This window comes from Streptomyces sp. MMCC 100 (genome assembly GCF_041538145.2).
GTDB lineage: Bacteria > Actinomycetota > Actinomycetes > Streptomycetales > Streptomycetaceae > Streptomyces.
The window spans coordinates 851169-867587 of sequence record NZ_JBGORK020000001.1; the positions used below are offsets into that span (position 1 = coordinate 851169).

The 16419-nt window shown below is 71.9% G+C and carries 12 protein-coding genes; 6 read left to right on the forward strand and 6 right to left on the reverse strand.

Annotation, left to right across the window (positions count from 1 at the left end):
• Positions 1 to 42 precede the first annotated feature (42 nt).
• The gene (gene speB, locus ABS735_RS03990; RefSeq protein WP_373899995.1) at positions 43 to 1014 is read left to right on the forward strand and encodes an agmatinase; all 972 of its coding nucleotides are present in this window, start codon (positions 43 to 45) and stop codon (positions 1012 to 1014) included.
• A complete protein-coding gene (locus tag ABS735_RS03995) occupies positions 1011 to 2699 on the forward strand; it encodes a thiamine pyrophosphate-binding protein (protein ID WP_373899996.1) in 1689 nt (562 codons plus the stop codon). The genes speB and ABS735_RS03995 overlap by 4 nt, the downstream gene beginning before the upstream one ends.
• Positions 2700 to 2715: 16 nt before the next feature.
• On the opposite strand, the gene ABS735_RS04000 is transcribed toward ABS735_RS03995, so the two are convergent.
• The 5 genes from ABS735_RS04000 to ABS735_RS04020 all read right to left on the reverse strand — a co-directional run bounded on the left by ABS735_RS04000 (position 2716) and on the right by ABS735_RS04020 (position 7454).
• Complete coding sequence (locus ABS735_RS04000; RefSeq protein WP_373899997.1) at positions 2716 to 3528, reverse strand: endonuclease I family protein; 813 nt, start codon at positions 3526 to 3528, stop codon at positions 2716 to 2718.
• A 151-nt stretch (positions 3529 to 3679) separates the two neighbouring features.
• Positions 3680 to 5797: an ArnT family glycosyltransferase gene (locus ABS735_RS04005; protein WP_373899998.1), complete on the reverse strand. Its 2118-nt coding sequence runs from the start codon at positions 5795 to 5797 to the stop codon at positions 3680 to 3682.
• Between the two features lie 74 nt (positions 5798 to 5871).
• Entirely contained in the window at positions 5872 to 6483 is a 612-nt protein-coding gene (locus ABS735_RS04010; protein WP_373899999.1) for a hypothetical protein, read from the reverse strand.
• 5 nt (positions 6484 to 6488) lie between these two features.
• Positions 6489 to 6803 carry a DUF397 domain-containing protein gene (locus ABS735_RS04015; protein WP_373900000.1) on the reverse strand — a complete coding sequence of 105 codons (315 nt, stop codon included), beginning with the start codon at positions 6801 to 6803 and terminating at the stop codon, positions 6489 to 6491.
• A 276-nt stretch (positions 6804 to 7079) separates the two neighbouring features.
• Complete coding sequence (locus ABS735_RS04020; RefSeq protein WP_373900001.1) at positions 7080 to 7454, reverse strand: hypothetical protein; 375 nt, start codon at positions 7452 to 7454, stop codon at positions 7080 to 7082.
• Between the two features lie 90 nt (positions 7455 to 7544).
• On the opposite strand from ABS735_RS04020, the gene ABS735_RS04025 reads away from it, so the two are divergent.
• The 4 genes from ABS735_RS04025 to ABS735_RS04040 all read left to right on the forward strand — a co-directional run bounded on the left by ABS735_RS04025 (position 7545) and on the right by ABS735_RS04040 (position 14359).
• A complete protein-coding gene (locus ABS735_RS04025) occupies positions 7545 to 8540 on the forward strand; it encodes an esterase-like activity of phytase family protein (protein WP_373900002.1) in 996 nt (331 codons plus the stop codon).
• 111 nt (positions 8541 to 8651) lie between these two features.
• Positions 8652 to 12392, forward strand: a complete 3741-nt coding sequence (locus ABS735_RS04030) for an ABC transporter ATP-binding protein (protein ID WP_373900003.1) — start codon at positions 8652 to 8654, stop codon at positions 12390 to 12392.
• Between the two features lie 86 nt (positions 12393 to 12478).
• Positions 12479 to 12871 (forward strand): hypothetical protein, encoded by a 393-nt coding sequence (locus tag ABS735_RS04035; RefSeq protein WP_373900004.1) that lies wholly within the window; start codon positions 12479 to 12481, stop codon positions 12869 to 12871.
• 63 nt (positions 12872 to 12934) lie between these two features.
• A complete protein-coding gene (locus ABS735_RS04040) occupies positions 12935 to 14359 on the forward strand; it encodes a S28 family serine protease (RefSeq protein WP_373900005.1) in 1425 nt (474 codons plus the stop codon).
• 91 nt (positions 14360 to 14450) lie between these two features.
• Here ABS735_RS04040 and ABS735_RS04045 read toward each other — a convergent pair whose 3' ends face one another.
• Complete coding sequence (locus tag ABS735_RS04045) at positions 14451 to 16298, reverse strand: glycoside hydrolase family 3 protein (RefSeq protein WP_373900006.1); 1848 nt, start codon at positions 16296 to 16298, stop codon at positions 14451 to 14453.
• Between the last annotated feature and the right edge of the window lie 121 nt (positions 16299 to 16419).

The following is a 16419-nucleotide window of genomic DNA, read 5'->3' on the forward strand; positions in this document are numbered from 1 at the left end:
CAGTAGTACATACGCGACGAAGCGTAAGAAGGAAGGCAGTACATGAGCAGCAACGAGACGCCCCGCGGCCCCGTGGACTCGTCCCGGATCCCGCGTTACGCCGGACCGGCGACCTTCGCCCGGCTCCCGCGCCTGGACGAGGTCCAGGCCGCCGACGTCGCCGTCGTGGGCGTGCCGTTCGACTCGGGCGTCTCCTACCGGCCCGGCGCCCGCTTCGGCGGCAACGCCATCCGCGAGGCCTCGCGCCTGCTGCGCCCCTACAACCCGGCCCAGGACGCCTCCCCCTTCGCCCTCGCCCAGGTCGCCGACGGCGGCGACATCGCCGCGAACCCCTTCAACATCAACGAGGCCGTCGAGACGATCGAGGCCGCCGCCGACGACCTCCTCGGCACCGGCGCCCGCCTGATGACCCTGGGCGGCGACCACACCATCGCCCTGCCGCTGCTCCGCTCGGTGGCCAAGAAGCACGGCCCGGTCGCCCTGCTCCACTTCGACGCCCACCTGGACACCTGGGACACCTACTTCGGCGCCGAGTACACGCACGGCACCCCGTTCCGCCGCGCCGTCGAGGAGGGCATCCTCGACACCTCCGCCCTCTCCCACGTCGGCACCCGCGGCCCGCTGTACGGCAAGCAGGACCTCACCGACGACGAGAAGATGGGCTTCGGCATCGTCACCTCCGCCGACGTCTACCGCCGCGGCGCCGACGAGGTCGCCGACCAGCTGAGGCAGCGCATCGGGGACCGCCCGCTGTACATCTCCATCGACATCGACTGCCTCGACCCCGCCCACGCCCCCGGCACCGGCACCCCCGAGGCCGGCGGCATGACCTCCCGCGAGCTGCTGGAGATCCTGCGCGGCCTGGCATCCTGCAACCTGGTGTCGGCCGACGTCGTCGAGGTCGCCCCGGCCTACGACCACGCCGAGATCACGTCCGTCGCCGCGTCCCACACCGCCTACGAGCTGACCACGATCATGTCCCGCCAGATCGCCCAGGAGAAGGCAGCGAAGTGACCCACGACCACGACCTGGTGCTCCGTCCTACCGCCGCCCAGACGGAGGCCGCGCTGAACCCTCCTCCCGGCCGCACCGGCGGAGACCTGGTCGTGGAGTCCCTGGCCGGGCTCGGCGCGACCACCGTCTTCGGCCTGCCCGGCCAGCACGCCCTCGGCATGTTCGACGCCCTGCGCCGCTCCGACCTGCGCTACATCGGTCTGCGGGTGGAGAACAACGCCGGTTTCGCCGCCGACGCGTACGGCCGCGTCACAGGCGAGGCCGCCCCGCTGCTCCTGTCGACCGGCCCGGGAGCCCTCACCTCCCTCGCCGCGCTCCAGGAAGCACGAGCGGCCTCCGCCCCCGTACTGGCGATCAGCAGCCAGGTCCCGACGGCGGGTCTCGGCGGCGGACGCCACGGCTACCTGCACGAACTCCCCGACCAGGCGGCGTCCTTCCGCGGCGTGGTGAAGTCCGTCCACACGGTCCGCACCCAGTCCCAGATCCCGTCCGCGATCGCCGAGGCGTGGACGTCGGCGCTGACCGTCCCGCACGGCCCGGTGTGGGTGGAGATCCCGCAGGACGTCCTCCTGGCCCAGACGCCGATCCCGGTCGTGACCGGCGGCGACACCTTCCCCGAGGAACTGCCCCCGCGCCCCGAACTGACGGCGGTCGCCGCCGACCTGCTGACGCGCGCGGAGCGCCCCGTCATCATCGCGGGCGGCGGAGTCGTCCGGGCGGACGCGTCGAAGAAGCTCCGGCAGCTCGCGGAACGCCTCCAGGCCCCCGTCGTCACGACCTTCGGCGGCAAGGGCGCCTTCCCGTGGACCCACCCCTTGTCCCTGCAGTCCTGGCTGGAGGACCGCCACACCACGGACTTCCTGGAGGACGCCGACGTACTCCTCGTCGTCGGCTCGGGCCTCGGTGAACTCTCTTCGAACTACCACACGTTCAAGCCGCGCGGCCGGGTCGTCCAGATCGAGGCCGACCTCGGCAAACTCGAGTCCAACCACCCCGCTCTCGGTATCCACGCCGACGCCCGCCTCGCCCTCCAGGCCCTGCTGGAGACGGTGGAGGAGCGGCGTACCGACCCGACCGCCCCGGAACGCGTACGTGAGGTTCTGGACAAGGTCCGCGAACGCGTCGCCGCCCAGGAACTCACCCTGGAACAGGACGTCCTGGCCGCCGTCCGCAAGGCCCTCCCGGCCCGCTCCCCCTCCTTCTGGGACATGACCATCCTGGCCTACTGGGCCTGGTCCGCCTTCGACGCGAAGGCCCCCAACACCATGCACTCCGCCCAGGGCGCCGGCGGTCTCGGCTACGCCTTCCCGGCGGCCCTCGGCGCGGCGGCCGCCGACCCCACCCACCCGGTGCTGGCCGTCTCCGGCGACGGCGGCGCCCTGTACTCGATCGCCGAACTGGCCACCGCCCGCCAGTACGACCTGAACGTCACCTGGCTCATCGTCGACGACGGCGGCTACGGCATCCTGCGCGAGTACATGACCGACGCCTTCGGCGAGCCGACGGCGACGGAGCTGACCCGCCCCGACTACGTGGCGCTGGCCGAGTCGTTCGGGGTGCCGGGCGTGCGGACGTCGCCGGAGACGCTGGAGGCCGACCTCGCGAAGGCCCTGGCCGCACCGGGGCCGTCGGTGGTCGTCCTCCCCGCCGTCCTGCGGATGTTCGCGCCGACGCATCTGGGCTGACGCGGCGAAGCGGCGTCTACCAGATCGACTCGACCCACTCCGGGTGGTCGACGAACGGGTTGCGGTTGTGCTGGTAGTCGTCGTAGATGACCTGGTTGCGGTGCTCCTCGAAGGCGTCCGGCGGGTCCTCGTCGTTCCACGCCTTCAGTACGGAGAGCTTGCCGATGTACGGGTTGCTGCCGTTGTCGACCTGGCCGTTGACCTCCAGGTCGGCGAAGCCGTCGCCGCCCTCGTAGCGGACCGCCATGTAGAAGATCATGCGGGCCACGTCGCCCTTGACGGCGTCGCGGGGTTCGAAGGAGTCGGAGTCGGTGAGGCTGCCGCCGCCCTCGCTGACCGCGCTGCCGCCGTCGTCGAAGTCCTTGTTGCCCCGGACGCTGTTGACCCGGACGTCCGAGGGGCGCAGGTGGTGCAGATCGGTGCCGGGGCCGGTGGCGGTGCCGAAGCCGCCGTGGGACTTGGCCCACACGTGCTCGCGGTTCCAGTCGCCGGTGTCGCCGCCGTTGAGCGACTTGCTGCGGGAGACGCCCGAGTAGAGCAGGATCACGTTGCCGGTGTTGTCCGGGTCCTCGTCGGTGGCCTTCAGCGCGTCCCAGACCCCCGAGTACGAGAGCTTCGTCTGGTCGCTGATGATCGTGTGGAGGGACGACTTGAGGCCCGTGCCGGTCTTGCCGATCGCGTCCTTGTAGTACGTCGAGTCGTAGTCCGTGTTCGTCGTCGTGGTCGCCGTGGCCGGGCTCGCCGTCAGTGAGGGTGCGGCGAGTCCGGCGAGCACGGCGGCCGTGGCGACGGCCGCCGCTTTCCGGCGCCGGATGCGTATCGCGAGCATGTGGGGTGTCCGATCTACGCGTGTGGAGTTGTGTGGTACGACGAGCGTGACATGGACATGTTGTAGGTGGGGTGTACGGCGGGTGGCGATTGCGTGACGGTGGCCCCGGCGCCGTGAGAGGCGGGGGCCACCGGGGCGGGAGTGCCGTGGGTCAGTTCACGTCCGCGGGGTCCAGCCGGTAGACGGATGAGGAGCTCTCCGAGCCGTCCCCGTACTCGCTCGCCTCGACGGCCGTGCCGTGCTCCTGGACCCACTGGGTCACCTCGGAAGCGGCCCCGGAGCCCCCGCCCCTGCCGCCGCCCATGCCTCCGCCGCCGACCTGGACGTAGTGCAGCTCGCCTTTCTGCACCAGCTCCTTGAGCCGGGCGAGGGTCATGGCGTTGTCACTGCCCGACCAGCCCCACATGGAGATGACCGGTTCGCCGCTGCTGAGGATGAGCTGAGCGGCGCTCTGGGAACTCGACACGGCCAGGAGCCACTTGGCCCCGTCCTGGTGCTTCTTCAGGTAGGCGACCAGTTCGCTGCTCGCGCTGCCGCCCATGCCGCCGCTGCCGCCGGTGCCGTCCGGCCGCTCGTCGTCTGAGCCGGAACCGTCGGGGGCCCCGCCGCTTCCGCTGCTGCCCGGCATCTCACCGCCGCCCGGGAAGGCGTCGCCGCCCGGACCGCCGCCCTGGCCGCTCGGAGTCCGGCCGCCGGACCCCTCGCCCTGCCCCCCGCCAGGGAACCCGCCCCGGCCGCCGGCGCCACCCGGACCACCGGCTTCGCCACCCGGGCCGCCCATGCCGCCGCCGGTCGAGGGGCCGGCGGTCGGGTTGGTGCCGCCCCCCGTGCCGCCGCCCGAGCCGGACGGTACCGACCAGGCGTACGCCGCCGGGCCCGCCACCGCCGCGACGACGGCCGCCGCCACGGACACCGCCAGCAGCCGCACCCGCCGCCCCGACCGGAAGACCAGCAGCCCCGCGATCGCCAGCGCCATGACCACCGCGATCACCGGCCACAGCCACGTGTTCCAGCCGGACGCGCGACGCAGCAGCACGATCGCCCAGAGACCCGTGACAGCGAGGGCGAGGGGCAGCACCCACACCCACCTCCGGTCGGCCCGGAAGGCGCGCAGCAGCATGACCCCGCCGCCTCCGCACAGCGCCGCGATGCCGGGCGCCAGCGCGGTCGTGTAGTACGGGTGCATGGTGCCCTCGGCCAAGGCGAAGGTCAGGTAGTGCAGGGCCGTCCAGCCGCCCCAGAGGACCAGTGCGGCGCGCGTGAGGTCGGCGCGGGGCGCCTTGCCGCACAGCACGAGGCCGCCGACGAGCGCGACGCCCGCGAAGGGAAGCAGCCAGGAGATCTGGCCCCCGAGGGCGTCGTTGAACAGCCGGCCGATGCCCGCCGAGCCGGAGAAGCCGCCACCTCCGCCCCCGCCCATGTTGCCGTCGCCGCCGAGGATCCGGCCGAGGCCGTTGTAGCCCGTGATCAGGTCCCACGCCGAACCGTCCGTCGAACCGCCGATGTACGGCCGTTCGGAGGCCGGTACCAGGGACACCGCCGCCGCCCACCAGAAGCTGGAGACGGCCAGGGCGACAGCGGCGAGTGCCAGGTTCCGGACGCGCTTCGCCCAGCCGAGGTCCGTCGCGCAGACGTACACGAGGAAGACCGCCGGCAGTGCGATGTAGCCCTGGAGCATCTTCGTGTCGAAGGCGAGCCCGAAGCAGACCGCCGAGCCCAGCAGGGGCGACAGCCGCCCGTCGCGCACGGCGCGCAGGCCGAGCGCCGCCCCGGCCACCATGAGGAACACCAGCAGTGTGTCCGGGTTGTTGTCCCGGTTGATGGCGACCGTGATCGGGGTCAGCGCCAGCACCAGCGCGGCGACCGCCGCCGCACCGTGGCCCCACACCCGCCGCACGGACGCGTGCAGGATCCAGATCGTCGCCAGCGCGGCGGCGATCAGCGGCAGCATCATCTGCCAGGTCCCGTACCCGAAGAGGCGGCACGACAGGCCCATGACCATGAGGGCGAAGGGCGGCTTGTCGACGGTCAGGAAGTTCCCCGCGTCCAGCGAGCCGAAGAACCACGCCTTCCAGCTCTCCGTGCCGCTGAGCACGGCGGCGCTGTAGAAGCTGTTCAGGCCGGACCCGGACAGGTTCCAGCAGTACAGCCCGGCCGCCAGGGCGAGGATCGCCGGCAGTGCGGGCCGCGACCATCGGGACGAGCCGGCTGTCGGGGACGGTACGGGCGGCTCGCTGGCCGCGTGCGGTGGAGCGGTGGCAGATGTCACCACGCCACCGTGACCATGCCCCATGGGCACCGGCTGTGCTCAGTCCAAGGGCAAGCTGTGAATCCCGCGCGGGGTCACTCGGCGGCGGCCGCCCACGGGGCGAGCAGGTCGCGCAGCAGGTGGGTGAAGCCCCCGTCGAGGGTGTCCTCCCAGTCCCGGTCGCCGACGGCCTCGGGGCACAGGGCCGCGGGACGGGCGATCCACAGGACCTTCCACGGCCGGGAGTACAGCACCGGGTCGCTGTGGATCCCGCCGCGCGGCGCGAGCGGGTGCAGTAGATCGCTGACGTACTCCGTCGCGGCGCGCACCAGGGGCCCTTCGGTCGTGGTGTGCGCCTTGGCCATGGCCGCAGGCGAGGTGCGGGCGACGGCCGCGGTGGTCGGGTGACGCCGGACGAGACGTACGACCTGTGTCAAGTGCTCGATGACGCCCGGGACGGTGCCGTCGCTCGGGTGGGTGTCGGCCGCGGCGACGAAGGTCTGCGCGAGTTCGACCGTCAGCGCGCGCAGGTGCAGTACGGAGACGGACTTCCAGTTCGCGTAGAGGAAGTTGCGCGAGGTTCCGCAGGCGCGGGCGATGGCGGCCACGGACACGTCCAGGCCGTCGGTCCGCATGAGAGTGCGGACTGTGCCGATCACATGCCCGGTGCTGAGAGAGTCGCGGTCGTGCCAGGGGGCGGGGCTCATGGACCCTATGGTCGAAAAAGCGTGAGCACTTGGGGGGGTTTTGTCATCGGGGCACTCGGATGAGCGAGCGGAGGACAGGGAGGCGGGTTGTGTTCACGCTTTTGAGGAGGTGGGGGTTCCTTGAAGGCTGTGATGAACGACGCCCACCCGCCCACCGAGAACACCGACACCGCTCCACCCGGCACCTTCGAGTCACGGACGGGTACGCCCGCAGGGTGGTCATCCATGACCTCCACGCAGCTGCCGCCTTGGGCAATGCTGAGGGAGGACTTCCGCCACCCTTCCAGCACCGACGAGTTGCGTATGGTCCGATCAGTCATGGCGGTCGTAGTCCTTTGCCGTTGCCTCGAGCAGAGCCGGCGTTTCCCTGAGCGGCAGTGCGTTGCCCAGTGCGAAACCGAACGGCAGCGGCCGTGCCCAGAACCGCACGTGCGTACCTCTCCGTCCGGAGAATGCCCGGGACGAACGACGACGCTCGCCCACCCTGCGCGGCGAGGACAACGCCCTGGTACGCCCCAACGTCCTGGCCCACGAACGACGCGAGGAAGCCCGACGGCGACGAACCGCTGTCCCGAAGGGCCGACCAACTCCGGAGTTCAGCCGAGCAGTCGGGGCAGCGCCTCCTTGAGGGGCGCGAGCTGGGCCCGGTAGCCCGCGTTGAACTCGGCCAGTTCCCGCACGCCGAGGTTGTGTCCCAAATCGCCCTCCTTCAACGGCACCATGGCGGGCATCGCCCCGAACACCTCGGCCATCGCCTTCGCGTGCCGGCCCTTCTGGACGGCGGTCACCAGGTCCTCGAAGAGGTCGAGCTTCAGGGCCTGGATCCGTTGCCGCGGACTGTCCTTGTCCTTGAACTCGTCCCGCACGGTCGGCTTGGGACTGCCGTCGGGATCGGCGATGAACTTCAGCACCCGCAGCGTCGCGTACAGGCGCCCGGCCAGCCTCTGACCGCTTTCCTTCTGCTCTGGCATGAAGCATTACTTGCCATTCCGGCGCCCCCGCATCCCAGCTTTCGGAAAACGGTCAACTTCCGTCCATTTCCCCGCCCTAGGGTGGCCGACATGCGCCCGAGAACCCTCCGTACCGCCCTCGCCACCCTCACCGCGAGCCTCGCGGCGGCCGGCTGCCTGACCGCCGCCGGACCGGCCGCCGCGCAGGGAAGGCACCCGGCGAACGCCTGCTCGCCCTCCGTCTCCCTCACCGGCTTCTCCGACGCCCTCGACAGGACGACGTACGACGGCACCTACGTCGGCAACCTCTCCGCGCTCTCTCCCGACCGGCGCGGCTCGCTCGCCGCCCTCTCCGACCGCTCGTCCCTCTTCCGGCTGGACGCGCGGACCCTGGAGCCGCGCGGCGTGATCACGCTCGCCGACGAGAACGGCGCCGCGCTCGACTCCGAGGGGCTGGTCGCCGACCGGGACGGCACCTACCTCGTCTCCTCCGAGACCGAGCCGTCCGTCCGCCGCTACTCCCGCACCGGCGAGCTGCTCGGCCGCCTCCCGGTGCCGGACGACCTCCGCACCGCACCCGAGGGCCGCGCCCGGGCCAACGGGAGCTTCGAAGGGCTGACGCTCCTGCCCGGCGGACGGACCCTGCTCGCCTCGATGGAGTACCCGCTCGACGGCGACCCCGCCGACCTGGTCCGTTTCCAGACGTGGCAGCGGACGCGGCACGGCGACTTCCGGCTCGGGGCCCGGTACACCTACCGGACCGACCCAGGCCTCGGCGTCTCCGAGGTCACCGCGACCCCCGACGGGCGCCTCCTCGTCCTGGAGCGCGGCTTCACCTCCGGTGTCGGCAACACCGTCCGCCTCCACCTGGCCGACGGGCCCGGCCGCGACACCGTGCTCCACAAGAGGCTCCTCGCCGACCTCGCCGCCTGCCCCTCCCTCGGCGCCACCGCCGAGCAGCCCCAGCCCAACCCGCTCCTCGACAACTTCGAGGGGATGGCCGTGACCGGCCGCTCCGGGGGGCGCCTGGAGGTCCTGATCGTCAGCGACGACAACCAGAACGACGTACAGACCACCCGCTTCCTCAGGCTCCGCGTGCGCGCCTGAAACAGTCCCCGACCAGTCCTCGAATGTTGCGGCGGGATGAAATCCCCGCTCGCCCGTGTTGGTGCCTTGCGGTAGATCAGCTGAGCAGGACGACCGACCGGAGGGCACGGCGTGGACGCGCAACGGGGCTGGGTGCGACGACTGGCGGGGTACGCCTGGCGGTATCCCAAGGACGTCGTTCTCGCCCTCGGGGCCTCGCTGGGCGGCATGGCCGTCATGGCCTTCGTCCCGCTGATCACCAAGGTGATCATCGACGACGTGATCGGCGCCAAGACCAGGGACATGGCCGTCTGGGCCGGTCTGCTGGTCGGTGCCGCGGTCGTCGTCTACGCCCTGACCTACATCCGCCGCTACTACGGCGGCCGGCTCGCCCTCGACGTCCAGCACGACCTTCGTACCGACATGTACGGGACGATCACCCGGCTGGACGGCAGACGGCAGGACGAGCTGTCCACGGGACAGGTGGTCGGACGGGCGACCAGCGACCTCCAGCTGATCCAGGGCCTGCTCTTCATGCTCCCGATGACCATCGGGAACGTCCTGCTCTTCCTGATCTCCCTGGTGATCATGGCGTGGCTCTCCCTGCCGCTCACCCTGGTCGCGCTGGCCGTCGCCCCCGCCCTGTGGTTCATCGCCCGCCGCAGCCGCACCCGGCTGCATCCGGCCACCTGGTACGCGCAGGCGCAGGCCGCCGCCGTCGCCGGGGTGGTCGACGGCTCGGTGAGCGGCGTACGCGTGGTGAAGGGCTTCGGACAGGAGGAGCAGGAGACCGGGAAGCTCAGGGAGGTCGGACGCAGGCTCTTCGCCGGGCGGCTGCGGACGATCAAGCTGAACGCCACCTACACCCCGGCCCTCCAGGCGGTTCCCGCGCTCGGGCAGGTCGCCATGCTCGCCCTCGGCGGCTGGCTGGCAGTACGCGGGCACATCACCCTCGGCACGTTCGTCGCCTTCTCCACCTACCTCGCCCAGCTGGTCGGGCCGGTCCGCATGCTCGCCATGGTGCTCACCGTCGGCCAGCAGGCCCGCGCCGGCACCGAGCGCGTCCTGGAGCTGATCGACACCGAGCCGGCCATCGAGGACGGCACGAAGACCCTGCCGGCCGACGCGCCCGCCACCGTCGAGTTCGACGACGTCGCCTTCGGCTACGACACGGGCGACGGGGAGGCGCGGCCCGTCCTGGACGGGCTCTCCTTCGAGATCCGCGCCGGTGAGACCCTCGCCGTCGTCGGGTCCTCCGGTTCCGGCAAGTCCACCGTCTCGCTGCTCCTGCCGCGCTTCTACGACGTGACACGCGGCGCCGTCCTCGTCGGCGGCCACGACGTGCGCGAGCTGACCCTCGACTCGCTGCGGGCCGCCGTCGGCCTGGTGCCCGAGGACTCCTTCCTCTTCTCCGACACCGTCCGCGCCAACATCGCCTACGGCCGCCCGGACGCCACCGACGAGGAGATCGAGGCCGCCGCGCGGGCCGCGCAGGCGCACGGGTTCGTCACGGAGCTGCCCGAGGGCTACGACACGACCGTCGGCGAGCACGGGCTGACCCTCTCCGGCGGCCAGCGCCAGCGCGTCGCGCTCGCCCGGGCGATCCTCACCGACCCGCGGCTGCTGGTCCTCGACGACGCCACGTCCGCCGTGGACGCCCGCGTGGAGCACGAGATCCACGAGGCGCTGAAGCAGGTCATGCGGGGCCGCACCACGCTCCTCATCGCCCACCGCCGCTCCACCCTGGGCCTCGCCGACCGCATCGCCGTCCTCGACCGCGGCCGCCTCGCCGACCTCGGCACCCACGAGGAACTCCAGGAGCGCTCCGCGCTCTACCGGCGCCTGCTCACCGACCCCGACGAACTGGGCGGCGTCTCGCCCGGCCACGCGCGCCCCGCGGAACCGGCCGAGGACACCTCCGTACGCGACGAGCTGGACGCCGAGTTCGACGCCGAGCGCGGGGTCACGCCCCGGCTGTGGACCGGCGACCGCGCGCCCAAGGACACCGCGCTCGCCGGCACCCCGGCCACCCCGGAGCTGCTCGCCCAGGTCGACGCGCTGCCCCCGGCGAACGGCACCCCGGACATCGACGAGGCGCGGGCGGTGCGGCCCGAGTCCTCGTACGGCCTGCGGCGTCTGCTGCGCGGCTTCCGCACGCCGCTGCTGATCAGCCTCGCCCTGGTGGCCGTGGACGCGGGCATGGGCCTGCTGCTGCCGGTGCTGATCCGCAACGGCATCGACGACGGCGTCACCCGGGTCGCCCTCGGCGCGGTGTGGGCGTCCTCGCTGCTCGGGCTGCTCGCCGTACTCGCCCAGTGGGCGGCGCAGACCGGCGAGATCCGCATGACCGGCCGGACCGGCGAGCGGATCCTGTACTCGCTCCGCCTGAAGATCTTCGCCCAGCTCCAGCGGCTGGGCCTCGACTACTACGAGCGCGAGCTGACCGGGCGGATCATGACCCGGATGACGACGGACGTGGACGCGCTGTCGACGTTCCTGCAGACGGGACTCGTCACCGCCTTCGTCTCGGTCGTCACCTTCTTCGGCATCATGGTCGCCCTGCTGGTGATCGACGTGCAGCTCGCACTGATCGTCTTCGCGACGCTGCCGCCGCTGATCATCGCCACGTACTACTTCCGCAGGGCCAGCGTGAAGGCCTACGAACTGGCCCGCGAGCGGGTGTCCACGGTCAACGCCGACCTCCAGGAGTCGGTGGCGGGCCTCAGGATCGTGCAGGCGTTCCGGCGCGAGCGGGACGGCGGACGGCGGTTCGCCGAGCGCAGCGACAGCTACCGGCAGGCCCGCATCCGCGGACAGTGGCTGATCTCGATCTACTTCCCGTTCGTGCAGCTGCTGTCGTCGGCCGCCGCCGCGTCCGTGCTGGTCGTGGGCGGCGGGCGGATCGACGACGCGACGCTGACGACCGGCGCGCTGGTGGCGTACCTGCTCTACATCGACCTGTTCTTCGCGCCGGTCCAGCAGCTCTCCCAGGTCTTCGACGGCTACCAGCAGGCGTCCGTCTCGCTGGGCCGCATCCAGGAACTGCTGCGGGAGCCGACCTCGACCCGGGCCGCCGAGAAGCCGTCCGAGGTCACCTCGCTGCGCGGTGAGATCGCCTTCGAGGACGTGCACTTCAAGTACGGCGGCGGGGACGCGGCGGAGGAGGCCCTCACCGGCATCGACCTGCGCATCCCGGCCGGGCAGACCGTCGCCTTCGTCGGCGAGACCGGCGCGGGCAAGTCGACACTGGTGAAGCTGGTGGCCCGGTTCTACGACCCGACCGACGGCCGGGTCACCGTCGACGGGCAGGACCTGCGCACCCTCGACCTCACCTGCTACCGGCACCGGCTGGGCGTCGTCCCGCAGGAGGCGTACCTCTTCCCCGGCACCGTCCGGGACGCCATCGCCTACGGCCGCCCGGACGCCACCGACGCCGAGGTGGAGGCGGCGGCGCGGGCGGTCGGCGCGCACGAGATGATCGCCACGCTCACCGGCGGCTACCTCCACGAGGTCGCCGAGCGGGGCCGCAATCTCTCCGCCGGGCAGCGGCAGTTGATCGCGCTGGCCCGCGCCGAACTGGTCGACCCGGACGTGCTGCTCCTCGACGAGGCCACGGCGGCCCTGGACCTGGCCACCGAGGCACAGGTCAACCAGGCCACCGACCGCATCGCGGGACGCCGTACGACGCTCGTCGTCGCGCACCGGCTGACCACGGCCGCACGTGCGGACCGGGTCGTCGTCATGGACGGCGGGCGGGTCGCCGAGGACGGCACGCACGACGAACTGCTGGCCCTGGACGGGCGGTACGCGCGGCTGTGGCGGACCTTCGTCGGCGCGGCCGAACCGGAGGAGCCGGTCGGCGCGACGCGCTGACCCGCCATTCGCGCAACCATTCGACACCTGCCGTGCGTCCGTACATCCGTACGTCGTCAGTGATCGCCCTATGGAGGGGGACCGCAGTGGGCCGGGCCGGTGCCGCAACCCGTCGTCGGCTGGCGCTCGGCACGGCCGTGCTGAGCGCGGCAGCGCTCCTCGCCGTCGCGCCGCCGCAGGAGGCACAGGCCGCCACGGGCTGCCCGGGCCGCAAGGTGCGCACGCTCCACTTCGCCGCCGGGGCCGTCCTCATCCACGAACGCGGCAGCTACGTCTGTGCCGTAACCGTCCCCAAGAAGCCGGGCACGAAGCGGCAGATGTCGGTGAGCGTGCGGGCGCGGGGCGGCCGGGCGGTCGTGGACTCGGGCCGGTTCGCCTACCGGGCCGGACCGGTGACCGTGCACGCCGGCAAGCGCTGCGTGTCGGTGACCGGCAAGGTGTCCGGCAGCTCCGTCAGCTCCGGCTGGATCCTCTGCTGACCCTGGTGCCGCAGGAGTTGCTCCGATAGCTTCCGGCGGACATCCGTTTCACTGGGAGGGTGCATGCGCAAGGCGCTCAGATGGCTGCTGGCGCTCGTGGTGCTCATAGGCACCGTCAGCACGGCGGGCGCGGCCACCGCCGCCGAGCCGAAGGCCGTCGACATCAAGGACCGGCTGCTGTCCATACCGGGCATGAGTCTGATCGAGGAGAAGCCGTACACCGGTTACCGCTTCTTCGTCCTCAACTACACCCAGCCGGTGGACCACCGGCACCCGTCCAAGGGCACGTTCCAGCAGCGGATCACCGTGCTGCACAAGGACGTGAACCGCCCGACGGTCTTCTACACCGGCGGCTACAACGTCTCCACGACCCCCAGCCGGCGCGAGCCGACCCAGATCGTGGACGGCAACCAGGTCTCCATGGAGTACCGCTACTTCACGCCGTCCCGGCCCGCCCCGGCCGACTGGTCCAAGCTCGACATCTGGCAGGCCGCCAGCGACCAGCACCGCATCTTCGAGGCCCTGAAGCCGGTCTACTCGGAGAACTGGATCTCCACCGGAGGCTCCAAGGGCGGCATGACCGCCACCTACTACGAGCGTTTCTACCCGCGTGACATGGACGGCGTCGTCGCCTACGTCGCCCCCAACGACGTGGTGAACAAGGAGGACTCGGCCTACGACCGCTTCTTCGCCCGCGTCGGCACCGAGGAGTGCCGCGACAAGCTGAACGGCGTGCAGCGCGAGGCGCTGGTGCGCCGCGCGCCGCTGGAGAAGAAGTACGCGGCGTACGCGGCCGAGAACGGCTACAGCTTCGACACCATCGGCAGCCTCGACCGCGCCTACGAGGCCGTCGTCCTCGACTACGTCTGGGGCTTCTGGCAGTACAGCACCCTCGCCGACTGCGCGGACATCCCGGCCGACGCCAAGAACGCCACCGACGAGGCGATCTGGGACTCCGTCGACACGATCTCCGGCTTCTCCGCCTACACGGACCAGGGCCTGGAGACCTACACGCCGTACTACTACCAGGCGGGCACGCAGCTGGGCGCGCCGACGATCCACTTCCCGCACATCGAGAAGAAGTACATCCGCTACGGCTACCAGCCGCCGCGCAACTTCGTGCCCCGCTCGATCCCGATGAAGTTCGAGCCGTGGGCGATGCGGGACGTCGACACGTGGGTGCGGCACAACGCCCGGCAGATGCTGTTCGTGTACGGCGAGAACGACCCGTGGGGCGCCGAGCGCTTCCGCCTCGGCCACGGCGCGCGTGACTCCTACGTCATGACCGCGCCCGGCATGAACCACGGTGCCAACGTGGCCGGTCTGGTGTCCGACCAGAAGGCCCTGGCCACGGCCCGCATCCTGGACTGGGCGGGCGTCGCCTCCGCCAAGGTGCAGGAGAACCCGTCGGCGGCCAGGCCGCTGGCGAGGTTCGACGCCAAGCTGGACAAGCGGGACGTCGAGCGCGAGCCGGCGCTGCGCCCGTAGGGCCTGATCGCAGGCCCCTCGTCCGGCACGGTGACTGTGCCCGGCCGTCACAGCGGCCGGGCACAGCCCGGTCTTCAGTCCGAGGAGCGAGTCAGGACCGGTAGGTCAGCCCGTGCCCGAGCGGGAGGAGCACCGTGTCCGGATCGTCCGCCCGCACCACCGGCACCGGCAGCTTCCCGCGCGGCCGTGCCCGCCCGGCGATCACGCGGGCCGCCGCCCTGACCTCCACGTCGGTCCAGGAGTAGGCGGCGAGGAAGGCGGGGACGCCGGGGAGCTGGGCGACGTCGTACGGGTTGCGGACGGCGACCGCGACGACCGGCTTGCCGGTCTCCAGCAGGCGCGTGACCAGGGTGCGCTGGCTGCTGCCCGCGGTCACGTTGTACGTGGCGACGACCACCGCGTCGGCGTCCCCGGCCGCCGCGACGGCGCGGTCGATGACGGCGGCGGAGGGCGCGGTGCCGGTGGACAGGGCGGTGGCCGTGAAGCCCAGCTCCGTGAGCGCGCCCGCGAGGACGCCGGTGGGCGGCCCGGTCGTGCCCGACGGCGAGGCCGGATCGGCGCCCACGACCAGCAGCCTGCGGTGCTCACGGCGTGAAAGCGGCAGCAGGCGTCCCTCGTTGACCAGCAGCGTGGTGGTCCGCTCGGCGATCCGGTCGGCCGCGGCCAGGTGTCCCCGGGTGCCGACGGTCCGGTCGACGTCCCGGCGGCTGGTGTACGCGTCCCGGAACAGCCCCAGCTTGGCCTTCAGCCGCAGCACGCGCAGGATCGATTCGTCGAGCCGCGCCTCGGTGAGTTCGCCCTCCCGTACGGCCGTCAGGACGGCGTTCCAGGCGAGCGGCAGGTCGGGCGGGTTGAGCAGCTGGTCGACACCGGCCTTCAGCGCCAGCACCGGCACCCGCGCGTCGCCGTACTTCGTCCGTACGCCCTCCATGCCGAGGGAGTCGGTGACCACGACCCCGTCGTAGCCCAGCTCCTCGCGCAGGATGCCGGTGAGGATGGGACGGGAGAGGGTGGCCGGGTCGCCGGAGTCGTCGAGCGCGGGGACCATCAGGTGGGCGGTCATGATCGCGTCGATGCCGGCCTCGATCGCCGCGCGGAAGGGCGGCGCGTCCAGCTCCTCCCACTGCTCGCGGCTGTGCGTGATGACCGGGAAACCCGTGTGGCTGTCGGTGGCGGTGTCGCCGTGCCCGGGGAAGTGCTTGGCGCACGCGGCGACTCCGGACCGCTGATACCCCGTCACCTCCGCGGCCACCAGCCCCGCCACCGCGTCCGGGTCGGCGCCGAACGAGCGTACGCCGATCACGGGGTTGGCCGGGTTGACGTTCACGTCGGCCACCGGGGAGTAGTCCTGGCGGATGCCCATGGCGTTCAGCTCGGCGCCCGCGATCTTGCCGAGGGTGCGGGCGTCGGACCGCGACCCGCCCGCCCCGACGGCCATCGCGCCCGGGAAGAGGGTGGCGGGCTCGCCCACGCGGGCCACTATGCCGTGCTCCTGGTCGGTGGAGATGAGCACCGGCAGACCGCGCGGCTGCTCCAGGGAGGCCTTCTGGATGCCGTTGGACAGGTCGGCGATCTGGTGCGGGTCGCGGGTGTTGTGGGCCCAGGCGAAGTAGATGATGCCGCCGACCCGGTACTTGGCGACCAGCTCGGCCGCGGTGCGGACGCCGATCTCGTCGAGGTTGGCGTCGATGTCGGCCTGGTCGGGGTCGGTGGCGGAGTGGCCGTAGACCCGCATGACGAAGAGCTGCCCGACCTTCTCCTCCAGCGTCATGCGGGAGATGAGGCCGCGGAGCTTGTCGTCGTCGGGCCTGCGGGCGTCGGCGTACGCCGTGCCGCCCCCGGCCGCGAGGGCCGCGGTGACGACCGCCGTGGCGGTGAGGACGGTACGTCTGGAGGGCTGTGCGGTGCTTCCCGTGCCGGCCGTGCTGCTGTGGTGCACGTGCGCTCCTTCCGGAGGGCTGGTGAAGGAAACTGCCAAGGAGTCACCAATATCCGGGAAGTTTCTGCCAGTCAAGGGACCGCGCACGAGTCGCCGAGGCGGCGCAGGATGCCCGGCGGGG